Annotated in this window: 14 protein-coding genes; 10 read left to right on the plus strand and 4 right to left on the minus strand. The window is 58.2% G+C overall.

Features of this window, described 5'->3' with window-relative positions:
• Positions 1–9: 9 nt before the first annotated feature.
• The 3 genes from AC1D06_RS11445 to AC1D06_RS11455 all read right to left on the minus strand — a co-directional run bounded on the left by AC1D06_RS11445 (position 10) and on the right by AC1D06_RS11455 (position 4,180).
• Positions 10–1,119, minus strand: a complete 1,110-nt coding sequence (locus AC1D06_RS11445; RefSeq protein ID WP_477875725.1) for an ABC transporter permease — start codon at positions 1,117–1,119, stop codon at positions 10–12.
• Between the two features lie 7 nt (positions 1,120–1,126).
• The gene (locus tag AC1D06_RS11450) at positions 1,127–2,197 is read right to left on the minus strand and encodes a microcin C ABC transporter permease YejB (protein WP_477986316.1); all 1,071 of its coding nucleotides are present in this window, start codon (positions 2,195–2,197) and stop codon (positions 1,127–1,129) included.
• 147 nt (positions 2,198–2,344) lie between these two features.
• Positions 2,345–4,180: an extracellular solute-binding protein gene (locus AC1D06_RS11455; protein WP_477986317.1), complete on the minus strand. Its 1,836-nt coding sequence runs from the start codon at positions 4,178–4,180 to the stop codon at positions 2,345–2,347.
• Between the two features lie 164 nt (positions 4,181–4,344).
• On the opposite strand from AC1D06_RS11455, the gene mepA reads away from it, so the two are divergent.
• From mepA to AC1D06_RS11485, 6 genes are all read left to right on the plus strand, one after another.
• Positions 4,345–5,487, plus strand: coding sequence for a penicillin-insensitive murein endopeptidase (gene mepA / locus AC1D06_RS11460; protein ID WP_477986318.1), 1,143 nt, complete (start codon positions 4,345–4,347; stop codon positions 5,485–5,487).
• A 15-nt stretch (positions 5,488–5,502) separates the two neighbouring features.
• Positions 5,503–5,679 (plus strand): hypothetical protein, encoded by a 177-nt coding sequence (locus AC1D06_RS11465; RefSeq protein WP_477875729.1) that lies wholly within the window; start codon positions 5,503–5,505, stop codon positions 5,677–5,679.
• 127 nt (positions 5,680–5,806) lie between these two features.
• Positions 5,807–7,303, plus strand: a complete 1,497-nt coding sequence (gene guaB / locus AC1D06_RS11470; RefSeq protein WP_477875730.1) for an IMP dehydrogenase — start codon at positions 5,807–5,809, stop codon at positions 7,301–7,303.
• A gap of 245 nt (positions 7,304–7,548) precedes the next feature.
• Positions 7,549–8,688 (plus strand): patatin-like phospholipase family protein, encoded by a 1,140-nt coding sequence (locus AC1D06_RS11475; RefSeq protein WP_477875731.1) that lies wholly within the window; start codon positions 7,549–7,551, stop codon positions 8,686–8,688.
• Positions 8,689–8,706: 18 nt separating this feature from the next.
• Positions 8,707–9,489, plus strand: coding sequence for a 3-hydroxybutyrate dehydrogenase (locus AC1D06_RS11480; RefSeq protein WP_477875732.1), 783 nt, complete (start codon positions 8,707–8,709; stop codon positions 9,487–9,489).
• 144 nt (positions 9,490–9,633) lie between these two features.
• Complete coding sequence (locus tag AC1D06_RS11485) at positions 9,634–10,515, plus strand: dienelactone hydrolase family protein (RefSeq protein WP_477875733.1); 882 nt, start codon at positions 9,634–9,636, stop codon at positions 10,513–10,515.
• Positions 10,516–10,559: 44 nt separating this feature from the next.
• Here the strand turns inward: AC1D06_RS11485 and AC1D06_RS11490 are convergent, their stop codons facing one another.
• Positions 10,560–10,883 carry a putative quinol monooxygenase gene (locus tag AC1D06_RS11490; RefSeq protein ID WP_477986319.1) on the minus strand — a complete coding sequence of 108 codons (324 nt, stop codon included), beginning with the start codon at positions 10,881–10,883 and terminating at the stop codon, positions 10,560–10,562.
• A 135-nt stretch (positions 10,884–11,018) separates the two neighbouring features.
• On the opposite strand from AC1D06_RS11490, the gene AC1D06_RS11495 reads away from it, so the two are divergent.
• The 4 genes from AC1D06_RS11495 to AC1D06_RS11510 all read left to right on the plus strand — a co-directional run bounded on the left by AC1D06_RS11495 (position 11,019) and on the right by AC1D06_RS11510 (position 16,141).
• A complete protein-coding gene (locus tag AC1D06_RS11495; RefSeq protein WP_477875735.1) occupies positions 11,019–12,515 on the plus strand; it encodes a CoA-acylating methylmalonate-semialdehyde dehydrogenase in 1,497 nt (498 codons plus the stop codon).
• A gap of 981 nt (positions 12,516–13,496) precedes the next feature.
• Positions 13,497–13,790 carry a type II toxin-antitoxin system ParD family antitoxin gene (locus AC1D06_RS11500; RefSeq protein ID WP_477875736.1) on the plus strand — a complete coding sequence of 98 codons (294 nt, stop codon included), beginning with the start codon at positions 13,497–13,499 and terminating at the stop codon, positions 13,788–13,790.
• A 226-nt stretch (positions 13,791–14,016) separates the two neighbouring features.
• The gene (locus tag AC1D06_RS11505) at positions 14,017–14,805 is read left to right on the plus strand and encodes a DUF899 domain-containing protein (RefSeq protein WP_477986320.1); all 789 of its coding nucleotides are present in this window, start codon (positions 14,017–14,019) and stop codon (positions 14,803–14,805) included.
• Positions 14,806–14,989: 184 nt separating this feature from the next.
• Positions 14,990–16,141 (plus strand): YjgN family protein, encoded by a 1,152-nt coding sequence (locus tag AC1D06_RS11510; RefSeq protein WP_477875738.1) that lies wholly within the window; start codon positions 14,990–14,992, stop codon positions 16,139–16,141.
• Positions 16,142–16,192 lie beyond the last annotated feature (51 nt).

Below are 16,192 nucleotides of genomic sequence, written 5' to 3' on the forward strand. Positions count from 1 at the left end.
GAGTTCTGCTCATCCGAAGGTCTTCCTTGGATCGAAAGCGTCGCGCACTGCTTCGCCGATGAAGATTAGCAGCGAGAGCGTAATGGCGAGCGTGAAAAAGGCGGTGAAGCCGAGCCAGGGTGCCTGCAGATTGTTCTTGGCCTGGCTGACCAGTTCACCGAGGGAGGGAGAACCGGGCGGCATTCCAAGGCTGAGATAGTCGAGCGCAGTCAGTGTCGAGATCGAACTGGACAGAATGAACGGCACGAACGTCAGCGTCGCCACCATGGCGTTGGGCAGCAGATGCCGCCACATGATTGTGGCATTGTTGACGCCGAGCGCACGGGCCGCACGTACATATTCAAAATTCCGCGCCCGCAGGAACTCCGCGCGCACCACCGCCACAAGGCGTGTCCACGAAAACAACAACAGCACGCCGAGCAGGATGAAAAAGCCGGACGGCAGGACGGCAGCGATGATCAAGAGGATGTAGAGTTCCGGCATGGACGACCAGATTTCGATGAAGCGCTGGAAAAGCAGGTCAGTCCGGCCGCCGAAATAGCCTTGCACGGCGCCAGCGCCGACTCCGATAATCGACGACAGCAAAGTGAGCGCCAGGCCGAACAAGACCGAAATACGGAAGCCATAGATGACGCGGGCCAGCACATCGCGGGCCTGGCTGTCGGTGCCAAGCCAGTTCATATTGCCGAGCGTGCAATCGGGATCGGCATCCTTCCCAGGATAGCCGGCACATCGATCCTTAGCGTCCATCCTCCAGAACGGCTCTGTCGGTGCCGAATGCGGTATGTTGGAATTGGCGGTGTCATAGGAATAACGAATCGGCGGCCACAACATCCAACCATGGGCGTTGATCTCGTCACGGATATAGTCGGTCTTGAAATCCGTTTCGGCTAGGAAACCGCCGAACTTGTCCTCCTGATAGTCGACGAAGATCGGCATCAGGATCTCGCCTTTGTAAGAGACTAGGATCGGCCGGTCGTTGGCGATGAATTCAGCGAACAGGCTGAGCACGAACAGGACGGCGAAAATCCAGAATGACCAATAGCCGCGCTTGTTGGCGCGGAAATTGGCGAGCCGGCGGGCGTTGAGTGGTGTCAGGCGCGGTTTTCTGATCGGCATCTCCATCTCAGACATCCCGTCTTTCGAAATCGATGCGCGGATCGACCCATGTGTAAATCAGGTCGGAAGCCAGCGTCAGGAACATGCTCATCAGAGAGAAGATATAGAGCGTGCCGAAAACGATCGGATAGTCGCGCTTTATCACGGCCTCGTAGCCCATCCGGCCGAGGCCATCGAGGGAGAAGATATTCTCGATCAGCAGTGCGCCGGAGAAGAAGGCGGTGATGAAGGCGCCGGGGAAGCCGGCGATGACGATCAGCATGGCATTGCGAAAGACGTGGCCATAGAGCACGCGTCGCTCCGTCAGGCCTTTCGCACGCGCCGTCGTCACATATTGCTTGCGGATCTCTTCGAGGAAGGAATTCTTGGTAAGCAGCGTGGTGGTGGCGAATGCCGAGACCAACATCGATACGACCGGCAGAGTAATGTGCCAGAGATAGTCGAGGATCTTGCCGCCGATACTCAACTGGTCGAAATTGTCGGAGGTCAGGCCGCGTAGTGGAAACCAGTTGAAAAACGAGCCGCCGGCAAACAGCACGATCAGCATGATGCCGAACAGGAAGCTCGGAATGGCATAGCCGACGATGACCACGCCGGAGGTCCAGACATCGAAGGTCGAGCCGTCCTGAACTGCCTTGCGAATACCGAGCGGGATCGAAATGGCATAAGAAAGCAGCAGGATCCAGACGCCAAGCGAGATCGATACCGGTATCTTCTCCTTGATCAGGTTGATGACCGTTTCGTTGCGGAAGAAGCTTTCGCCGAAATCGAAGCGGATATAGTTCCACATCATTTCGCCGAAACGCTGCCAAGCAGGCTTGTCGAAGCCGAACTGCTTGTTGAGCTTGGCGATGAATTCCGGATCAAGACCCTGAGCACCGCGATATTTCGAGCTGGTGTTCACGCCGACATCATTGCCGCCGCCATTCAGCGAATCGGTATTCTGCCCGGTCAGTTCGGCGACGATCTGCTCGACCGGACCGCCTGGGGCGAACTGCACGATGGTGAATGAAAGCAGCATGATTCCCAGAAGCGTCGGGATCATCAGCAGCAGGCGCCGAAGGATATAGGCTCCCAATCAGGCCTCCCGGTCCATGAGCGTTGCGGGGCATCGTGATGCCGTTGCCTGTCCGGTTGTCAAATGATTCTCCAGAAAACCGCTGATTCGCGTCGATTGGGACTATCTGCGACGGCTAGGATACCAGCCTTTCGTCAGGCTCAAGGACTATTTCTGCTTCATCCACCAAATCGCCGGGAAGCCGATCGAATATTTCGGCAGTTCCTTGGGCCGGTCGAACTTATCCCACCAAGCGACGGGATCTTCGCTGCGGAAATAGCTCGGTATCACGTAATGGTGATGCAGCAAGACGCGATCCAGTGCATGAACCGCCGCTACTTGGTCGTCACGATCCGCCGAAAAGATTACCTTCTGAATGAGCTTGTCGATCGCGGGATCGGCAACACCTAGATAGTTTTGCGTACCCGGTGTCGCAGCCGACTTTGAACCCCAGTATTCCGCCTGCTCGTTGCCCGGGTTGAGGCTCTCGCCCCAAGCATTGTACATTACGTCGAAATCACGTGTCCGGGCACGCTGGACAAATTGCGAAGCGTCGACGGAGCGGATAGTGACCGTCACACCGATCAGCTTGAGATTGGCGGCCAGCGATAGTGCGACCGGCTCTATGATATTCGAGCTGAGCATGATCTCGAAGCTGTAGGGCTCACCGGTTTTGACATTGACCATTTTATTGCCGCGGATTTCATAGCCAGCCTGCTTGAACAACGCCACGGCTTGTCGAAGGTTGTTGCGCACCTTGTTCGGGTCGCCTCCAACCGGATTCTTGTATTCCTTGGTAAAGATGGACGGCGGCAGTTCGTCCTTGATACTGCTGAGAATTTCCAGCTCCTTGCCTATCGGCAAGCCACTGGAGGCTAGTTCTGTTCCAGCAAAGTAGGAGTTGATCCGCTCGTACCAGCCGTAAAATATGGTGCGCCTCAGCGTCTCGAAGTCGAAAGCCTCGTTCAATGCCTCCCGGACGCGCTCATCCTTGAATTTGTCCCGCCGCAGATTTGGAATGAAGGCAACCATCACACCTTGTGCACGAGCTTCATTCGGGAATTTTTCTCTCTTGATTTTACCCTGCATCATTGCTGGGAAATTGAACTGAGTCTCCCAGCGTTGTGCCTTGTTTTCCTGCCAATAATCGATGGCGCCGCTGCGGAACGCCTGGAACTCGACGTCGCGGTCGACGAAATAGGTATATTCGATGCTCCTGAAGTTATTCTGGCCGACGTTGACCGGCAAGTCCCTGCCCCAGTAGTCGTCACGCAACTCATACTTGACCGATGAACCCGGACGGATGGCAACGATCTTGTAGGGACCGGACCCCATCACCGGTTCCAGGGTCGTTCCGCCAACATCGCGCTTCTTGCCATTCGCATCCACTCCTTCCCACCAGTGCTTCGGTACGATGATCAGCTGGCCAACGATATTGGGCAATTCCCGATTGCCCTTCTGGTCGAAGGTGAATTTAACCTCGCGGTCACCGGTCTTCTCGGCCTTTAAAACATGCTGATAGTAGAAGGCCTTGGCCGGGTCGAGTTCTTTGGCCTTGTCCAAGGAATAAATTACGTCATCCACGGTTACTGGCTGGCCGTCGGCCCATTTTGCCTTCGGATTGAGCCGGAACGAGGCAGAAGAGAAATCCTCGGGATAGGAGACTGCTTCGGCTAGCAGACCATATGACGAAAACGCTTCGTCCGAAGAAGACTTCATCAGCGTCTCGAAAACCAGGCCGATTGCACCCTCGACGTTGCCCTTGCTGCCTGCCACCGGATTGAGCGAATCGAAAGTACCATATGCCGAAAGATGCAAATCCCCCGCCTTCGGCGCGTCAGGATTGACATAATCGAAATGCTTGAAGCCCGGCGGATATTTAAGCTTACCGATGACCGACACGCCGTTGGTCCAGTTGTCTGCCCAGACGGGGCCGGGAATGAGGAGCGACAGGGCAAGCAATCCCGACAGTGCCGCATGTTTTCCATTCATCCTCAAACCCATCTTCACTTCCTTTGCGACAGACTGCGATTCCTCTGATGATCTAATGTCAAAAAACGATCGTGGCAAATTTGCCATTCGCGAGTGAGATTTTTCGGCAAAGCCATGCTTTCCGCCAAATCCTCACGAATTATAGTAGTCTGGCCAAATCAGTTTCGCGCAGGACGATGATCAATACAGGAAATTCAGAGGGAGCAGCGTTGAGAAGTTTTCTATTCCGGCTCGCCGTTTCAATTCTGAGTCTCACCATGGCCGCGCCTGCTGTGGCGCAGGATCCCATCCCCGCCAAGAAGCTGTTTGGCGTCAAGCAATTGCCGACGGTGGGGCCGACCGAATCGATCGGCTTCTACGCCAATGGCTGCCTGATGGGCGGCGTGGCGATCCCCTCCGATGGCCCGACCTGGCAGGTGCTGCATCCATCGCGCAATCGTCGCTGGGGCAATCCGGCAATGATCAGCCTTCTGGAGCGCCTGTCGCACGACGCCCATGACAAGGACGGCTGGAATGGCCTGTTGATCGGCGACATCGCCCAGCCGCGTGGCGGCCCGATGCTGAACGGCCATGCTTCGCACCAGATCGGCCTCGATGCCGACATCTGGCTGACGCCGATGCCGGACCATATGCTGAGCGATGCCGAACGCGACCACTTTCCGGAGAATTCGATGCTGCGCAAGGACAGCGTCTATGTCAACGACAGCGTCTGGAACAATGCACCGCACGAAGCGCTGATCATGCGGGCGGCGAGCTATCCCGAGGTCGAACGCATCTTCGTCAATCCCGGCATCAAGAAGAAGCTCTGCGACACCTGGACCGGCGATAAGACGCTGTTGTGGAAGGTCAGGCCGATGTACGGCCATGACTATCATTTCCACATCCGCATCAAATGCCCCATCGGTTCGACGACCTGCACGCCGCAGGTTACCCCGCCGCAGGACAGCGGCTGCGGCAAGGAGGTGGCCCAGTGGCTCGACCGGGTGAGACCGAAGCCAATACCGAAAGTCGCGGAAAAGCCCAAGGTCAAGCCGGTGAAACCGGTGAAGCCAGCCTATCTGACGATGAACGCGCTGCCGAAGGCATGCACCATGGTGCTCAATGAGCAGGCGGTGCCATCAATGGCGGCGGCCGAATATCATGGGCCTGTCGTCGCCGACGTGGCGACCGCCAGCGACGTGCCGGCAAGCACCGAGACCGCCTATGCCTCACCGACAGAACCGGTTACGGCCGTCGTCTTCCGCTCGATCGAGGATTTCTCGAATCTGGTGCCGCCGCTCAAGAAAGTGCCTGTGCCTCGGGAACGGCCGGTCGAATAACGGCGAGGTCTTACAATGAAAGATGGCACTCCCACAGACGGCCTGAAGAAAGCCTGGCGCGACAGCATCGAGAGCGACGATTTCCAACCGCTCGACTTGGCTACCTTTAAAGAGGAAGGTCGGCGATTGCTGTCGCATGCCGACCGCCTTCCCTCCGATCTTTGCATCCCTGCCCTGCGCAAAATTCATTGAAATTTCATGAGCCGGCCTGTTCCCTTCAGGCCGTGATCGTGGTACCAGCCCTCGCCATCTTCCGAAAGGTATTTCCGCACACGGTTCGCGCCCGAACCGGCGGCACTCATTATTTAAGGAACATGGCATGGCGCGCATCATCGAAACCATCACCGGCCTTCAGGCGCTTACCTTTGACGACGTGCTGCTGCAGCCCGGCCATTCCGAGGTCATGCCGGGCCAGACCGACATTTCCACCAAAATCGCGGCCGATATCGAGCTGAACCTGCCGCTGCTTTCCGCCGCCATGGACACGGTGACGGAAGCCCGTCTGGCCATCGCCATGGCGCAGGCCGGCGGAATGGGCGTCATCCACCGCAATCTCGATCCCGTCGCGCAGGCCGAGCAGGTCCGCCAGGTGAAGAAATTCGAGAGCGGCATGGTGGTCAATCCGGTGACCATCGGTCCCGATGCCACCCTTGCCGAGGCTTTGTCGCTGATGAAGACGCACGGCATTTCCGGCATTCCGGTGGTTGAGACCCAGGGCACGGGCCGCACCGGCCGGTTGGTCGGCATCCTCACCAACCGCGACGTCCGCTTCGCCTCCGACCCAGGGCAGAAGGTCTATGAGCTGATGACCCGGGAAAACCTGGTCACGGTCAAGGAGAATGTCGAACAGGGCGATGCGAAGCGGTTGCTGCACCTGCATCGTATCGAAAAACTGCTGGTCGTCGACGATGCCGGCCACTGCATCGGCCTGATCACCGTCAAGGACATCGAGAAATCGCAGCTCAATCCGCATGCATCGAAGGATGCGCAGGGTCGCCTGCGTGTCGCTGCCGCCACCTCGGTGGGCGATGACGGTTTCGAACGCGCCGAACGGCTGATCGATGCCGGCGTCGACCTGCTGGTGATCGACACCGCACACGGGCATTCGCAGCGCGTGCTGGACGCCGTGACCCGCGCCAAGAAGCTGTCGAATTCGCTGCGCATCATGGCCGGCAATGTCGCGACGCCGGACGGGACCCAGGCGCTGATCGATGCCGGCGCGGATGCCGTCAAGGTCGGCATCGGTCCGGGTTCGATCTGCACCACCCGCATCGTCGCCGGCGTCGGCGTGCCGCAGCTTGCCGCGATCATGGGCGCGGTGGACGTCGCCAGCAAGCAGAACATCCCCGTCATTGCCGATGGCGGCATCAAATTCTCCGGCGACCTCGCCAAGGCGATCGCCGCCGGTGCGTCAGCCGGTATGATCGGCTCACTGCTTGCCGGCACCGACGAGGCGCCGGGCGAGACCTATCTCTACCAGGGCCGCTCGTTCAAATCCTATCGCGGCATGGGCTCGGTTGGCGCGATGGCGCGCGGTTCCGCCGACCGCTATTTCCAGGCGGAAGTGCGCGACACGCTGAAACTGGTGCCGGAGGGCATCGAGGGCCAGGTGCCGTATAAGGGACCGGCCTCCGGCGTCCTGCACCAGCTCGCCGGCGGCTTGCGCGCCGCCATGGGCTATGTCGGCGGCAAGAACCTTCGGGATTTCCAGGAGAAGGCGACCTTCGTGCGCATTTCCGGTGCGGGCCTGCGCGAAAGCCATACCCATGGCGTGACCATCACCCGCGAAAGCCCGAACTATCCCGGCGGTGCATGAGCGGCGCCGACGGCATCGGCTCCGACAATTCTCCAAATTACCGATCGACGGCGCCCTTGCAGGTGCCGTCTTTCGTTTGGCGTCCACCTGCATGCCCTTTCCTTGGACGCCGCATCGGAAGCACAAAAATCTTTCCGGTCTTTCGGTTGTTTTGCATTGCACAATTTCGCCTCAATGCCGGGCCTTAGATATATTTTCCCAGGCGGATTACTCGCCGATGTGGTGCAGCACGAAAGGCTTTCGGCATGAAGCTTGGCAAGGATCGCAAATTCCTCGTTCTGCAGGGCGGCGGTGCACTTGGGGCCTATCAGGCCGGCGCCTATGAGGCGCTGCACAAGGCCGGTGTCCGGCCGGAATGGATCGCTGGCATCTCTATTGGCGCCATCAATTCGGCGATCATCGCCGGCAGTCCGGAAGACAAGCGCATCGAAAACCTGCGCAGCTTCTGGGACATGGTGTCGGACGGGCCAAAATCGCTGATGGCCCACGCGCCCGATCTGGCTCGTAAGTGGCTCAACGAGTATTCGGCGAATTTCAACGCGCTTGCCGGGGTGCAGGGTTTTTACGTGCCGCGGGCGCTGACACCCTGGCAATATTTCACCGATTCCAATGCGCGGATCAGCTATTACGACACTGCGCCCCTGATCGATACGCTGAACCACCTCATCGATTTCGACCTGATCAATCATCGCGCCGTGCGGCTCAGCCTCGGCGCGGTCGAGGTGGCCAGCGGCAATTTCGATTATTTCGACAATTTTCCCTCGTCGAAACATCGCAAGCCGACCCATATCACCGCCCACCACGTCGCCGCCTCCGGCGCACTGCCGCCCGGCTTTCCGCCGGTGCAGATCGACGATAAGTTCTATTGGGACGGCGGCCTGGTCTCCAACACGCCGTTCCAGTGGGTGCTCGATGAGCGCAAGACGACCGACGACATCTGCGTCTTCCAGGTCGATCTGTTCTCGGCCGAGGGCCGCATGCCGGAGGATATGTCGGATGTGCTCGCCCGCGACAAGGAGATCCGCTATTCGAGCCGCACGCGTCTCAACACGCAAGAGGCAAAGACCAAGCAGAAATACAAGAAGGCGCTCGCCCGCGTTCTGAGCCTGGTGCCGGAAGAGTTCCGCAACGACAAGGACTTTCTGTTCCTGAACCGGCCCGAAGATCTCGGCGCCGTTACCGCCGTGCATCTGATCTACCGACGCAAGAAATACGAGACCCATTCCATGGACAACGAATTTTCCCGGCTCACGATGGAGGAGCATTGGAAAGCGGGCTATGACGACGTGACGGATACGCTCAATTCGCCGCAATGGCTGAACCGCATCATTCCCGATGAGGGATTCGTCCAGATCGACCATCGCCGGGAAACCGCCAGAAGCTGAAGAAGAATGGAGAAGATCATGAAACTCAAGGACAAGGTCTGCATCGTCACGGGTGCTGCCAGCGGGCTCGGCTATGGCATCGCCAAGCTCTATGTGGCGGAAGGCGCCAAGGTGGTCATTGCCGACCTCAAGGCCGATGCCGCTAATGCTGCGGCCGATGAACTGACGAAGATGGGTCCTGGCGAGGCGATCGGCATTGCCATGGACGTGACCAGCGAAGATGAAGTCAACAAGGGCGTCGCCGCCGTGGTGGCGAAATGGGGTCGGGTCGACGTGCTGGTTTCCAATGCCGGCATCCAGATCGTCCACAAGATCGAGGAATTCCCGTTTGCCGACTGGAAGAAGATGCTCGCCATCCATCTCGATGGCGCCTTCCTCACCACCAAGGCCTGTTTCCCGCTGATGAAGCAGCAGGGCGGCGGCGCGATCATCTATATGGGCTCGGTGCATTCCAAGGAGGCTTCCGAATTGAAGTCTGCTTATGTGACGGCCAAGCACGGCCTGCTCGGTCTCGCCCGCACCGTCGCCAAGGAAGGCGGCCATTATCGCATTCGCAGCAATGTCATCTGCCCCGGCTTCGTGCGCACGCCGCTGGTCGAGAAACAGATTCCCGAACAGGCAAAGACGCTCGGCATTTCCGAGGAAGATGTGGTCAAGAAGGTGATGCTCGGCCAGACAGTTGACGGCGAATTCACCACGATCGACGATGTCGCCGAGACGGCTCTGTTCTTCGCCGCATTTGAGAGCAATGCGCTGACCGGTCAATCGATCAATGTCAGCCATGGCTGGAGTATTCAGTAAAGCCAAGCAATCATAACGTTCCGATTGCAGACCGGTTCCATCACTTTATTTTGATGGTGCCGGTCGAGCTTTTTCAGCGCGGCGTCATGGCGCGGCCACGGCCCTGGCGGCATAATCCCGTTGAAAATCAACGGGAGAACGGTGATGGACCAGCCGAAAATCACACAGGCGATGATCAACGCCTATGATGAATATACACATCTCACGCTCGACCGCCGCGATTTTATGCGCAAGTTGCAGATGCTGACAGGCTCCGCTGCCGCCGCAGCGGCCATTGCGCCGCTGATCGCCGCCGACAGCGCCAAGGCAGACATTATCGGCCCCGACGACAAAAGACTGCAAGCCGAGGACATCACCTATCGCGGTGCGCCGGGCGACATCAGGGCCTATATCGCCGTGTCCAAGGCGGCGCCAACCAGGGCGCCGGCCGTCATCGTCATCCATGAGAATCGCGGGCTCAACAACCATATTCGCGACGTCACACGGCGGCTGGCGCTCGAAGGCTTTCTTGCCATGGCGCCGGACCTGCTTTCACCCGCGGGCGGCACACCCGATGACGAGGACAAGGCGCGAGAGATGATCTCGAAGTCCAATCCGGACATCAACCGCACCAATCTCCAGGCCGCCGTCGAATTCCTCAGGGGTCATGACCGCTGCAACGGCAATGTCGGCGTCATCGGCTTCTGCTGGGGTGGCGGCTGGGCCAACCAGCTCGCCGTCGTCGCGCCCGACCTCAAGGCGGCAGTGGCTTACTATGGCATGCAGCCCGACGCCGCCGACGTGCCGAAAATCAAGGCGGCGCTGATGCTGCACTATGCTGGGCTGGACAAACGCACCAATGACGGAATCCCGGCTTTCGAGAAGGCGCTCAAGGCCAATCACAAGGATTTCCAGATCTTTGTCTATGAAGGCGCCAACCATGCCTTCAACAACGACACGTCCAGCGCACGCTACGACAAGAAGGCGGCGGACCTTGCCTGGGAGCGGACAGTCAAGTTCCTGAAGGAAAAGCTGGCATCGCATTGACAGCATGCACTTAAATAACGGAGCACCCCCTCCAACCCAAATGATCAAGGCATGTCCGGTTTGGCACGCATCGCGATCGCATCGACCTCGATCAGATGCAGAGATTTCACCATGCCGGACGTGCCGGTCTTGTATTTCAGGAAATGCGGCGTGTTGAGGTGTGCTTCATAGGCCGACTGGCTGGCATAGACTTCGAGGATGCGGATCCTGCAGGGATCATCCCGGAGCGCCACGGCATGCAGCATCAACACGCCAGGCTCGATCGCGACGGAGGCCTCGATCTCCTGCGCCAGCAAGGCGCGGTAATCATCCAGGCGCGCGGCGTCGATTTCGAGATCCGCCATTCTCACAATGCGTTCGTCTGTCATCGAAATCGGGTCTCCACTGTCAGCGATTTCACACTTTTGACTTCAATTTTTGCACAGCGGATGCTTATTCCAGATCATTGCTTTGTGCAAATTGAAGCGTACACTCCGCGCCATCAGAACACCGGAGGAAAATCCATGCGTCAGATCGGACATTTCATTGGCGGCAAGCAGGTCGCCGGCACGAGCGGCCGCAAGCAGCCCGTCTATAATCCTGCCACAGGGGAAATCCAGGCGGAAGTCGCGCTCGCCAGCGTCGACGAGTTGCGCGCCGCCGTCGAAAACGCCAAGGCCGCCCAGCCGAAATGGGCCGCGACCAACCCGCAGCGCCGTGCCCGCGTGTTCATGAAGTTCGTCCAACTGCTCAACGACAATATGGAAGAGCTTGCCCGCCTGCTCTCCTCGGAGCATGGCAAGACGATCGAAGACGCCAAGGGTGACGTTGTCCGCGGCCTGGAAGTGTGCGAATTCGTCATCGGCGCGCCGCACCTGATGAAGAGCGAATTCACCGAAGGCGCCGGCCCGAATATCGACATGTATTCGATCCGCCAGGCTGTCGGCGTCGGCGCCGGCATCACGCCGTTCAACTTCCCAGCCATGATCCCGATGTGGATGTTTGCGCCGGCAATCGCCTGTGGCAATGCCTTCATCCTGAAGCCCTCCGAGCGCGATCCGTCCGTGCCGATCCGCCTCGCCGAACTGATGATCGAAGCCGGCCTGCCGGCGGGCATCCTCAACGTCGTCAACGGCGACAAGAGCGCTGTCGACGCGATCCTCACGGATCCCGATATTGCTGCCGTCTCCTTCGTCGGCTCGACGCCGATCGCCCGTTATGTCTATGGCACCGCGGCAATGAACGGCAAGCGCGCCCAGTGCTTCGGCGGCGCCAAGAACCACATGATCATCATGCCGGACGCCGACCTCGACCAGGCAGCCAATGCGCTGATGGGCGCGGGCTACGGCTCGGCCGGCGAGCGCTGCATGGCGATTTCGGTAGCCGTACCGGTGGGCGAAGAAACCGCCAACCGCCTGATCGACAAGCTGACCCCGATGGTCGAAAGCCTGCGCATCGGTCCCTATACCGATGAAAAGGCCGATATGGGCCCGCTCATCACCAAGGAAGCCCAGACCCGCGTCAAGGGCCTGATCGACCGCGGCATCGAAGAAGGCGCCAAGCTCGTCGTCGACGGCCGCAACTTCAAGCTCCAGGGCTATGAGGACGGCTATTTCGTCGGCGGCTGCCTGTTCGACAACGTTACGCCGGACATGGACATCTACAAGACCGAAATCTTCGGACCGGTCCTGTCTGTCGTTCGCGCCAAGAACTATGAAGACGCGCTGTCGCTGCCGATGAAGCACGAATACGGCAATGGCGTCGCGATCTACACCCGCGACGGCGACGCTGCCCGCGACTTCGCCAGCCGCATCAATATCGGCATGGTCGGCGTCAATGTGCCGATCCCGGTGCCGCTCGCCTACCACTCCTTCGGCGGCTGGAAGTCCTCGTCCTTCGGCGACCTCAACCAGCATGGCACGGACTCGTTCAAGTTCTGGACCCGGACCAAGACGATCACCAGCCGCTGGCCGTCGGGCATCAAGGACGGCGCGGAATTCGTCATGCCGACGATGAAGTAAGCTGTCGCTCGCTTAGCGAGGCGGGCTCTGCCAGGGCCCGCTTCTTCTCTTTGAAAATCACGAGTTCAATTTGAGGAGCTTCTGAATCTAGCGAAGGCGACGCAGGAAGTCTTTAAGCGCATTCGAAATCGCAGGCCATCTCCACCGTTTTGCATCCATCGCATCTATATATAAGAGAAAAATTCTCGAATAAATTCTGCTCAACGCCCCGAAATTTCGAAAAATCATCCATATATAGATCATCCGTATACCGAAATATTGAGAAATACTTTAGACTTTGATTGCCGCATTTTCGGCAGGCAAATGTAATTTGGTTGGCGCCGTCTTGTTTTGGCCCATAAATCGAGTGGCCGATTCCGCTCGTTGCGGGATCATAGCCGTCCTTGTTGGAATCGAAAACTACCCCTTCGTCGCTGCATGATGTGCAAGCCAAGGTTATCGGGCTCACAAGCACGGGTTCGGTCTTTGACCAACTTGGATTTATCGTCGAATACATCCGACCACGAAAATTGGACAATCCGCATTTGCACCTCATCATCCAGCCACTTTCCAACGTTTCCCCGCCCTTCCCCTCGATAGGCTTGACGTCAAATGCAAAAAGGCAAGCAGGCGGATGGGTCTGGTAGTAGCGGCGCTGAGAGTCGAAATCGTCACTCGAAAGGCCTGGGGAATCACTCACACGCATATTCCTTCGATGTAGAATTCTACGACCGGAATAAATCGTCACAAACGTTTGCGTGCAACTAGATTTCTGTCGGAACGGCCTTGATCGGACACAAATCAAGATCACGACGGATCACCGATCGATGGACTCAAGCTGTGAAACGGCGCAGAATTAGCCATTCCGACGATGCAATGAATTGAGCTTGGTGCCCTATAAAATGCGTTGCGGGAACCTAAGTCTGGCGGCAAAATATCCAGACGTCAGCATTTATGCCAATTCGTCTATATCTGAGCCGGTTTGTTTTAGAGGTTCCGCCCATGCCGAAGCGCAATGTCGTGCTGACCCAGCATCACGAGGACATCATCGACCGTCTTGTGAGGTCGGGGCGCTATCAGAATGCGAGCGAGGTGCTGCGCGAAGGCCTACGGCTGATCGAAATGCGCCAAGCGCGTGAGGTTTTTGAATTACAAGCGTTGCGGGAGGCCGCGCAGGTCGGCTTCTTAGACCTGGAAGAAGGCCGCTTTGTCGATGTCGAGAATGATGGGCTCGACAAATTCATCGCCGGACTTGGGCGTCGCGTCGAGCTCGAACCACACAAGCCCTGTACCTGACGGGCATGCCGATTTTTTAGCCTTGCAAGTTTCGGTGCAAGCGTGAGCGCAAGCGGGTCGCCGTCCGCTGTGGCCATCCACCCGATCGGAATGCCGCCACACTTGTTACTCCCGCCTTTCGACATCCACTGTCAGACTATCCTGCGACGCCGAGCGTTGAACTGCGATGCAGCCAGGTCTCATCACGGGACTTGGACTTCGCGCAAACAAGGAGGTTTCAGACATCATGACCACGACAAATATGAGCCAACAGAAAGTCACTTCGCCCGCCATGCACACGCCGCCGGTCGTGGAGCCGGCAGCATGGGAGGCGGCCCACGCGCAATTGCTCATCAAGGAAAAGGCACAGAGCCGTGCCCGTGACGCGCTCGCCGCCGAGCGCCGCCGCATGCCGTGGATGGCCGTAAGAGCAGACTATGTGTTCGAAGGTCCTGACGGCAAAGTCGGCCTGCTCGACCTGTTCGAGGGCCGGCATCAGTTGATCGTCTATCGTGCCTTCTTCGAGCCGGGCGTCTTCGGCTGGCCAGAGCACGCCTGCCGCGGCTGCTCGATGGTGGCCGACCAGGTGGCCAATGTCGCGCATCTCAATGCCCGCGACACGACGCTGGTTTTCATCTCGCGTGCGCCGCAGGCGGATATCGCGCGGCTGAAGGCGCGGATGGGCTGGGAGATGCCATGGTACACCATTACCGACAGCTTCGACGCCGATCTTGGCGTCGGCGAATGGCACGGCACGAACGTGTTCTACCGTGATGGCAATCGCGTGTTCCGCACCTATTTCGTCAACAATCGCGGCGACGAGCAGATGGGCGGCACTTGGAACTATCTCGACATCACGCCGCTGGGCCGGCAGGAACTCTGGGAGGACTCCCCCGAGGGCTATCCTCAGACCCCGACTTACAAATGGTGGAACTGGCACGACAACTACGCCGAAAACGCAGCGCCCGACAAGAAGTGGGTCGAAGTGTCGGATGCCGGAGAAGCGGCATTCCGCAACAAGGACACCGACAGCTGATGCATATCCTCCGAAAATGCCGAGCAGTTTCAGGATAGACGATGAAGTAGACAGGACATTACGGGCGGGTTGCGAAGGCGGCCCGCCTTTTTTCATCTTGCGGTTGGCGCAACTTCATGGTGAATTCCATCGGAGATGCTTTGCGGCTGGGGGCGGCTGCAAAACACGTTCGAGGGGTCCGATTTTGGTTTTGCAGTTTACGTCTGCGTCGATTGTCAATGTTTCGCGACAGGCACCGACGAACGGACATGTCGAGGCGATGCTCGCCACACGGTCCGATGGGATTTGGAAAAAGGCCGAGTTCAACGGCACCGCGAAAGAGTATTTCGGTATCTGGATCGTCAATACCCTGCTGACGATCGTTACGCTCGGTATTTATGCTCCGTGGGCAAAAGTCCGGCGAAATCGATATTTCTACGCCAACACTTTCTTAAACGGGCATTCGTTCGATTATAACGCGACCGGCGGCCAGTTGTTGAAGGGCTGGCTCATGGTCGGCGCATATCTGATTGCCTACAAAACGCTGGCGCAATTCTATCCGATGGCGGCGCTGGCTGTGTTTGCGCTTGTTCTGCTCATCTTGCCCTGGGTCGTCCAGCGCGGGCTGCGGTTCAAGGCGCGCGTCACAAGTTACCGGAATGTGCGCTTTCAGTTTACCGGCCGGCTTGGGCCTGCCTTCCTCAGCGTCCTTCTTGGAGGCGTTCTCAGCTTCGCTAGCCTTGGACTGCTGGCGCCGATCGGAAGCTGGTGGTTCCAGCGTTACATGATCAACAATCTCCGCTTTGGAGATCGCGAATTCAAGACCGAGGGCAGAATCTGGTCTCTCTACAAGTCGATGGTGCTGCCGGTGTTGATCATGATTGGCGGAATGGTGCCGGCGTTTCTCGTTGTAGGCTTCATTCGAGAACGGGAGTATATGGGCTTATCGGACATCTACTCCCATGGACGATGGTTCACCTGGATCGTGAAAATCCTGTTTCACTACGCTACTATTCTTCCGATCCTGTTTGCTTACTACTTCACGACGCTGGTTTACCGCATCGGTGTCCGCAACGTGATGATCAGTTCGACACGCTATGATGATACCCACTTGCTGCTCAGCAACGTGCCTCGACTGAAATATTCCTGGGTCGTTCTTTCGAACGCCATGCTTACCCTCGCGAGCCTCGGCTTGCTGAGACCCTGGGCAGCGATCCGGGAGAGAAAACTCATCATTCAGCACACCGGCATCTGGATTTTCGGCGAACTTCCCGATGTCACGGCGATCAGTCATCAGGAGGGTGATGTGTTCAGCTCTGAATTCCTTGACTCCGATGGCTTCGACTTTGGCTTCTGACGAATATTCGGGCGAACGACCCCGTCATCCATAGACATCTCTTGCAGTGGG

The organism is Rhizobium sp. P2_G2, assembly GCF_056403555.1.

Bases quoted from the DNA above. Each gene is read 5' to 3' on its own strand.
- AC1D06_RS11445 (WP_477875725.1), bottom strand. From the start codon at position 1,119: ATGCCGATCAGAAAACCGCGCCTGACACCACTCAACGCCCGCCGGCTC.
- AC1D06_RS11455 (WP_477986317.1), bottom strand. From the start codon at position 4,180: ATGGGTTTGAGGATGAATGGAAAACATGCGGCACTGTCGGGATTGCTT.
- mepA (WP_477986318.1), top strand. From the start codon at position 4,345: ATGATCAATACAGGAAATTCAGAGGGAGCAGCGTTGAGAAGTTTTCTA.
- AC1D06_RS11465 (WP_477875729.1), top strand. From the start codon at position 5,503: ATGAAAGATGGCACTCCCACAGACGGCCTGAAGAAAGCCTGGCGCGAC.
- guaB (WP_477875730.1), top strand. From the start codon at position 5,807: ATGGCGCGCATCATCGAAACCATCACCGGCCTTCAGGCGCTTACCTTT.
- AC1D06_RS11475 (WP_477875731.1), top strand. From the start codon at position 7,549: ATGAAGCTTGGCAAGGATCGCAAATTCCTCGTTCTGCAGGGCGGCGGT.
- AC1D06_RS11480 (WP_477875732.1), top strand. From the start codon at position 8,707: ATGAAACTCAAGGACAAGGTCTGCATCGTCACGGGTGCTGCCAGCGGG.
- AC1D06_RS11485 (WP_477875733.1), top strand. From the start codon at position 9,634: ATGGACCAGCCGAAAATCACACAGGCGATGATCAACGCCTATGATGAA.
- AC1D06_RS11490 (WP_477986319.1), bottom strand. From the start codon at position 10,883: ATGACAGACGAACGCATTGTGAGAATGGCGGATCTCGAAATCGACGCC.
- AC1D06_RS11495 (WP_477875735.1), top strand. From the start codon at position 11,019: ATGCGTCAGATCGGACATTTCATTGGCGGCAAGCAGGTCGCCGGCACG.
- AC1D06_RS11500 (WP_477875736.1), top strand. From the start codon at position 13,497: ATGCCGAAGCGCAATGTCGTGCTGACCCAGCATCACGAGGACATCATC.
- AC1D06_RS11505 (WP_477986320.1), top strand. From the start codon at position 14,017: ATGACCACGACAAATATGAGCCAACAGAAAGTCACTTCGCCCGCCATG.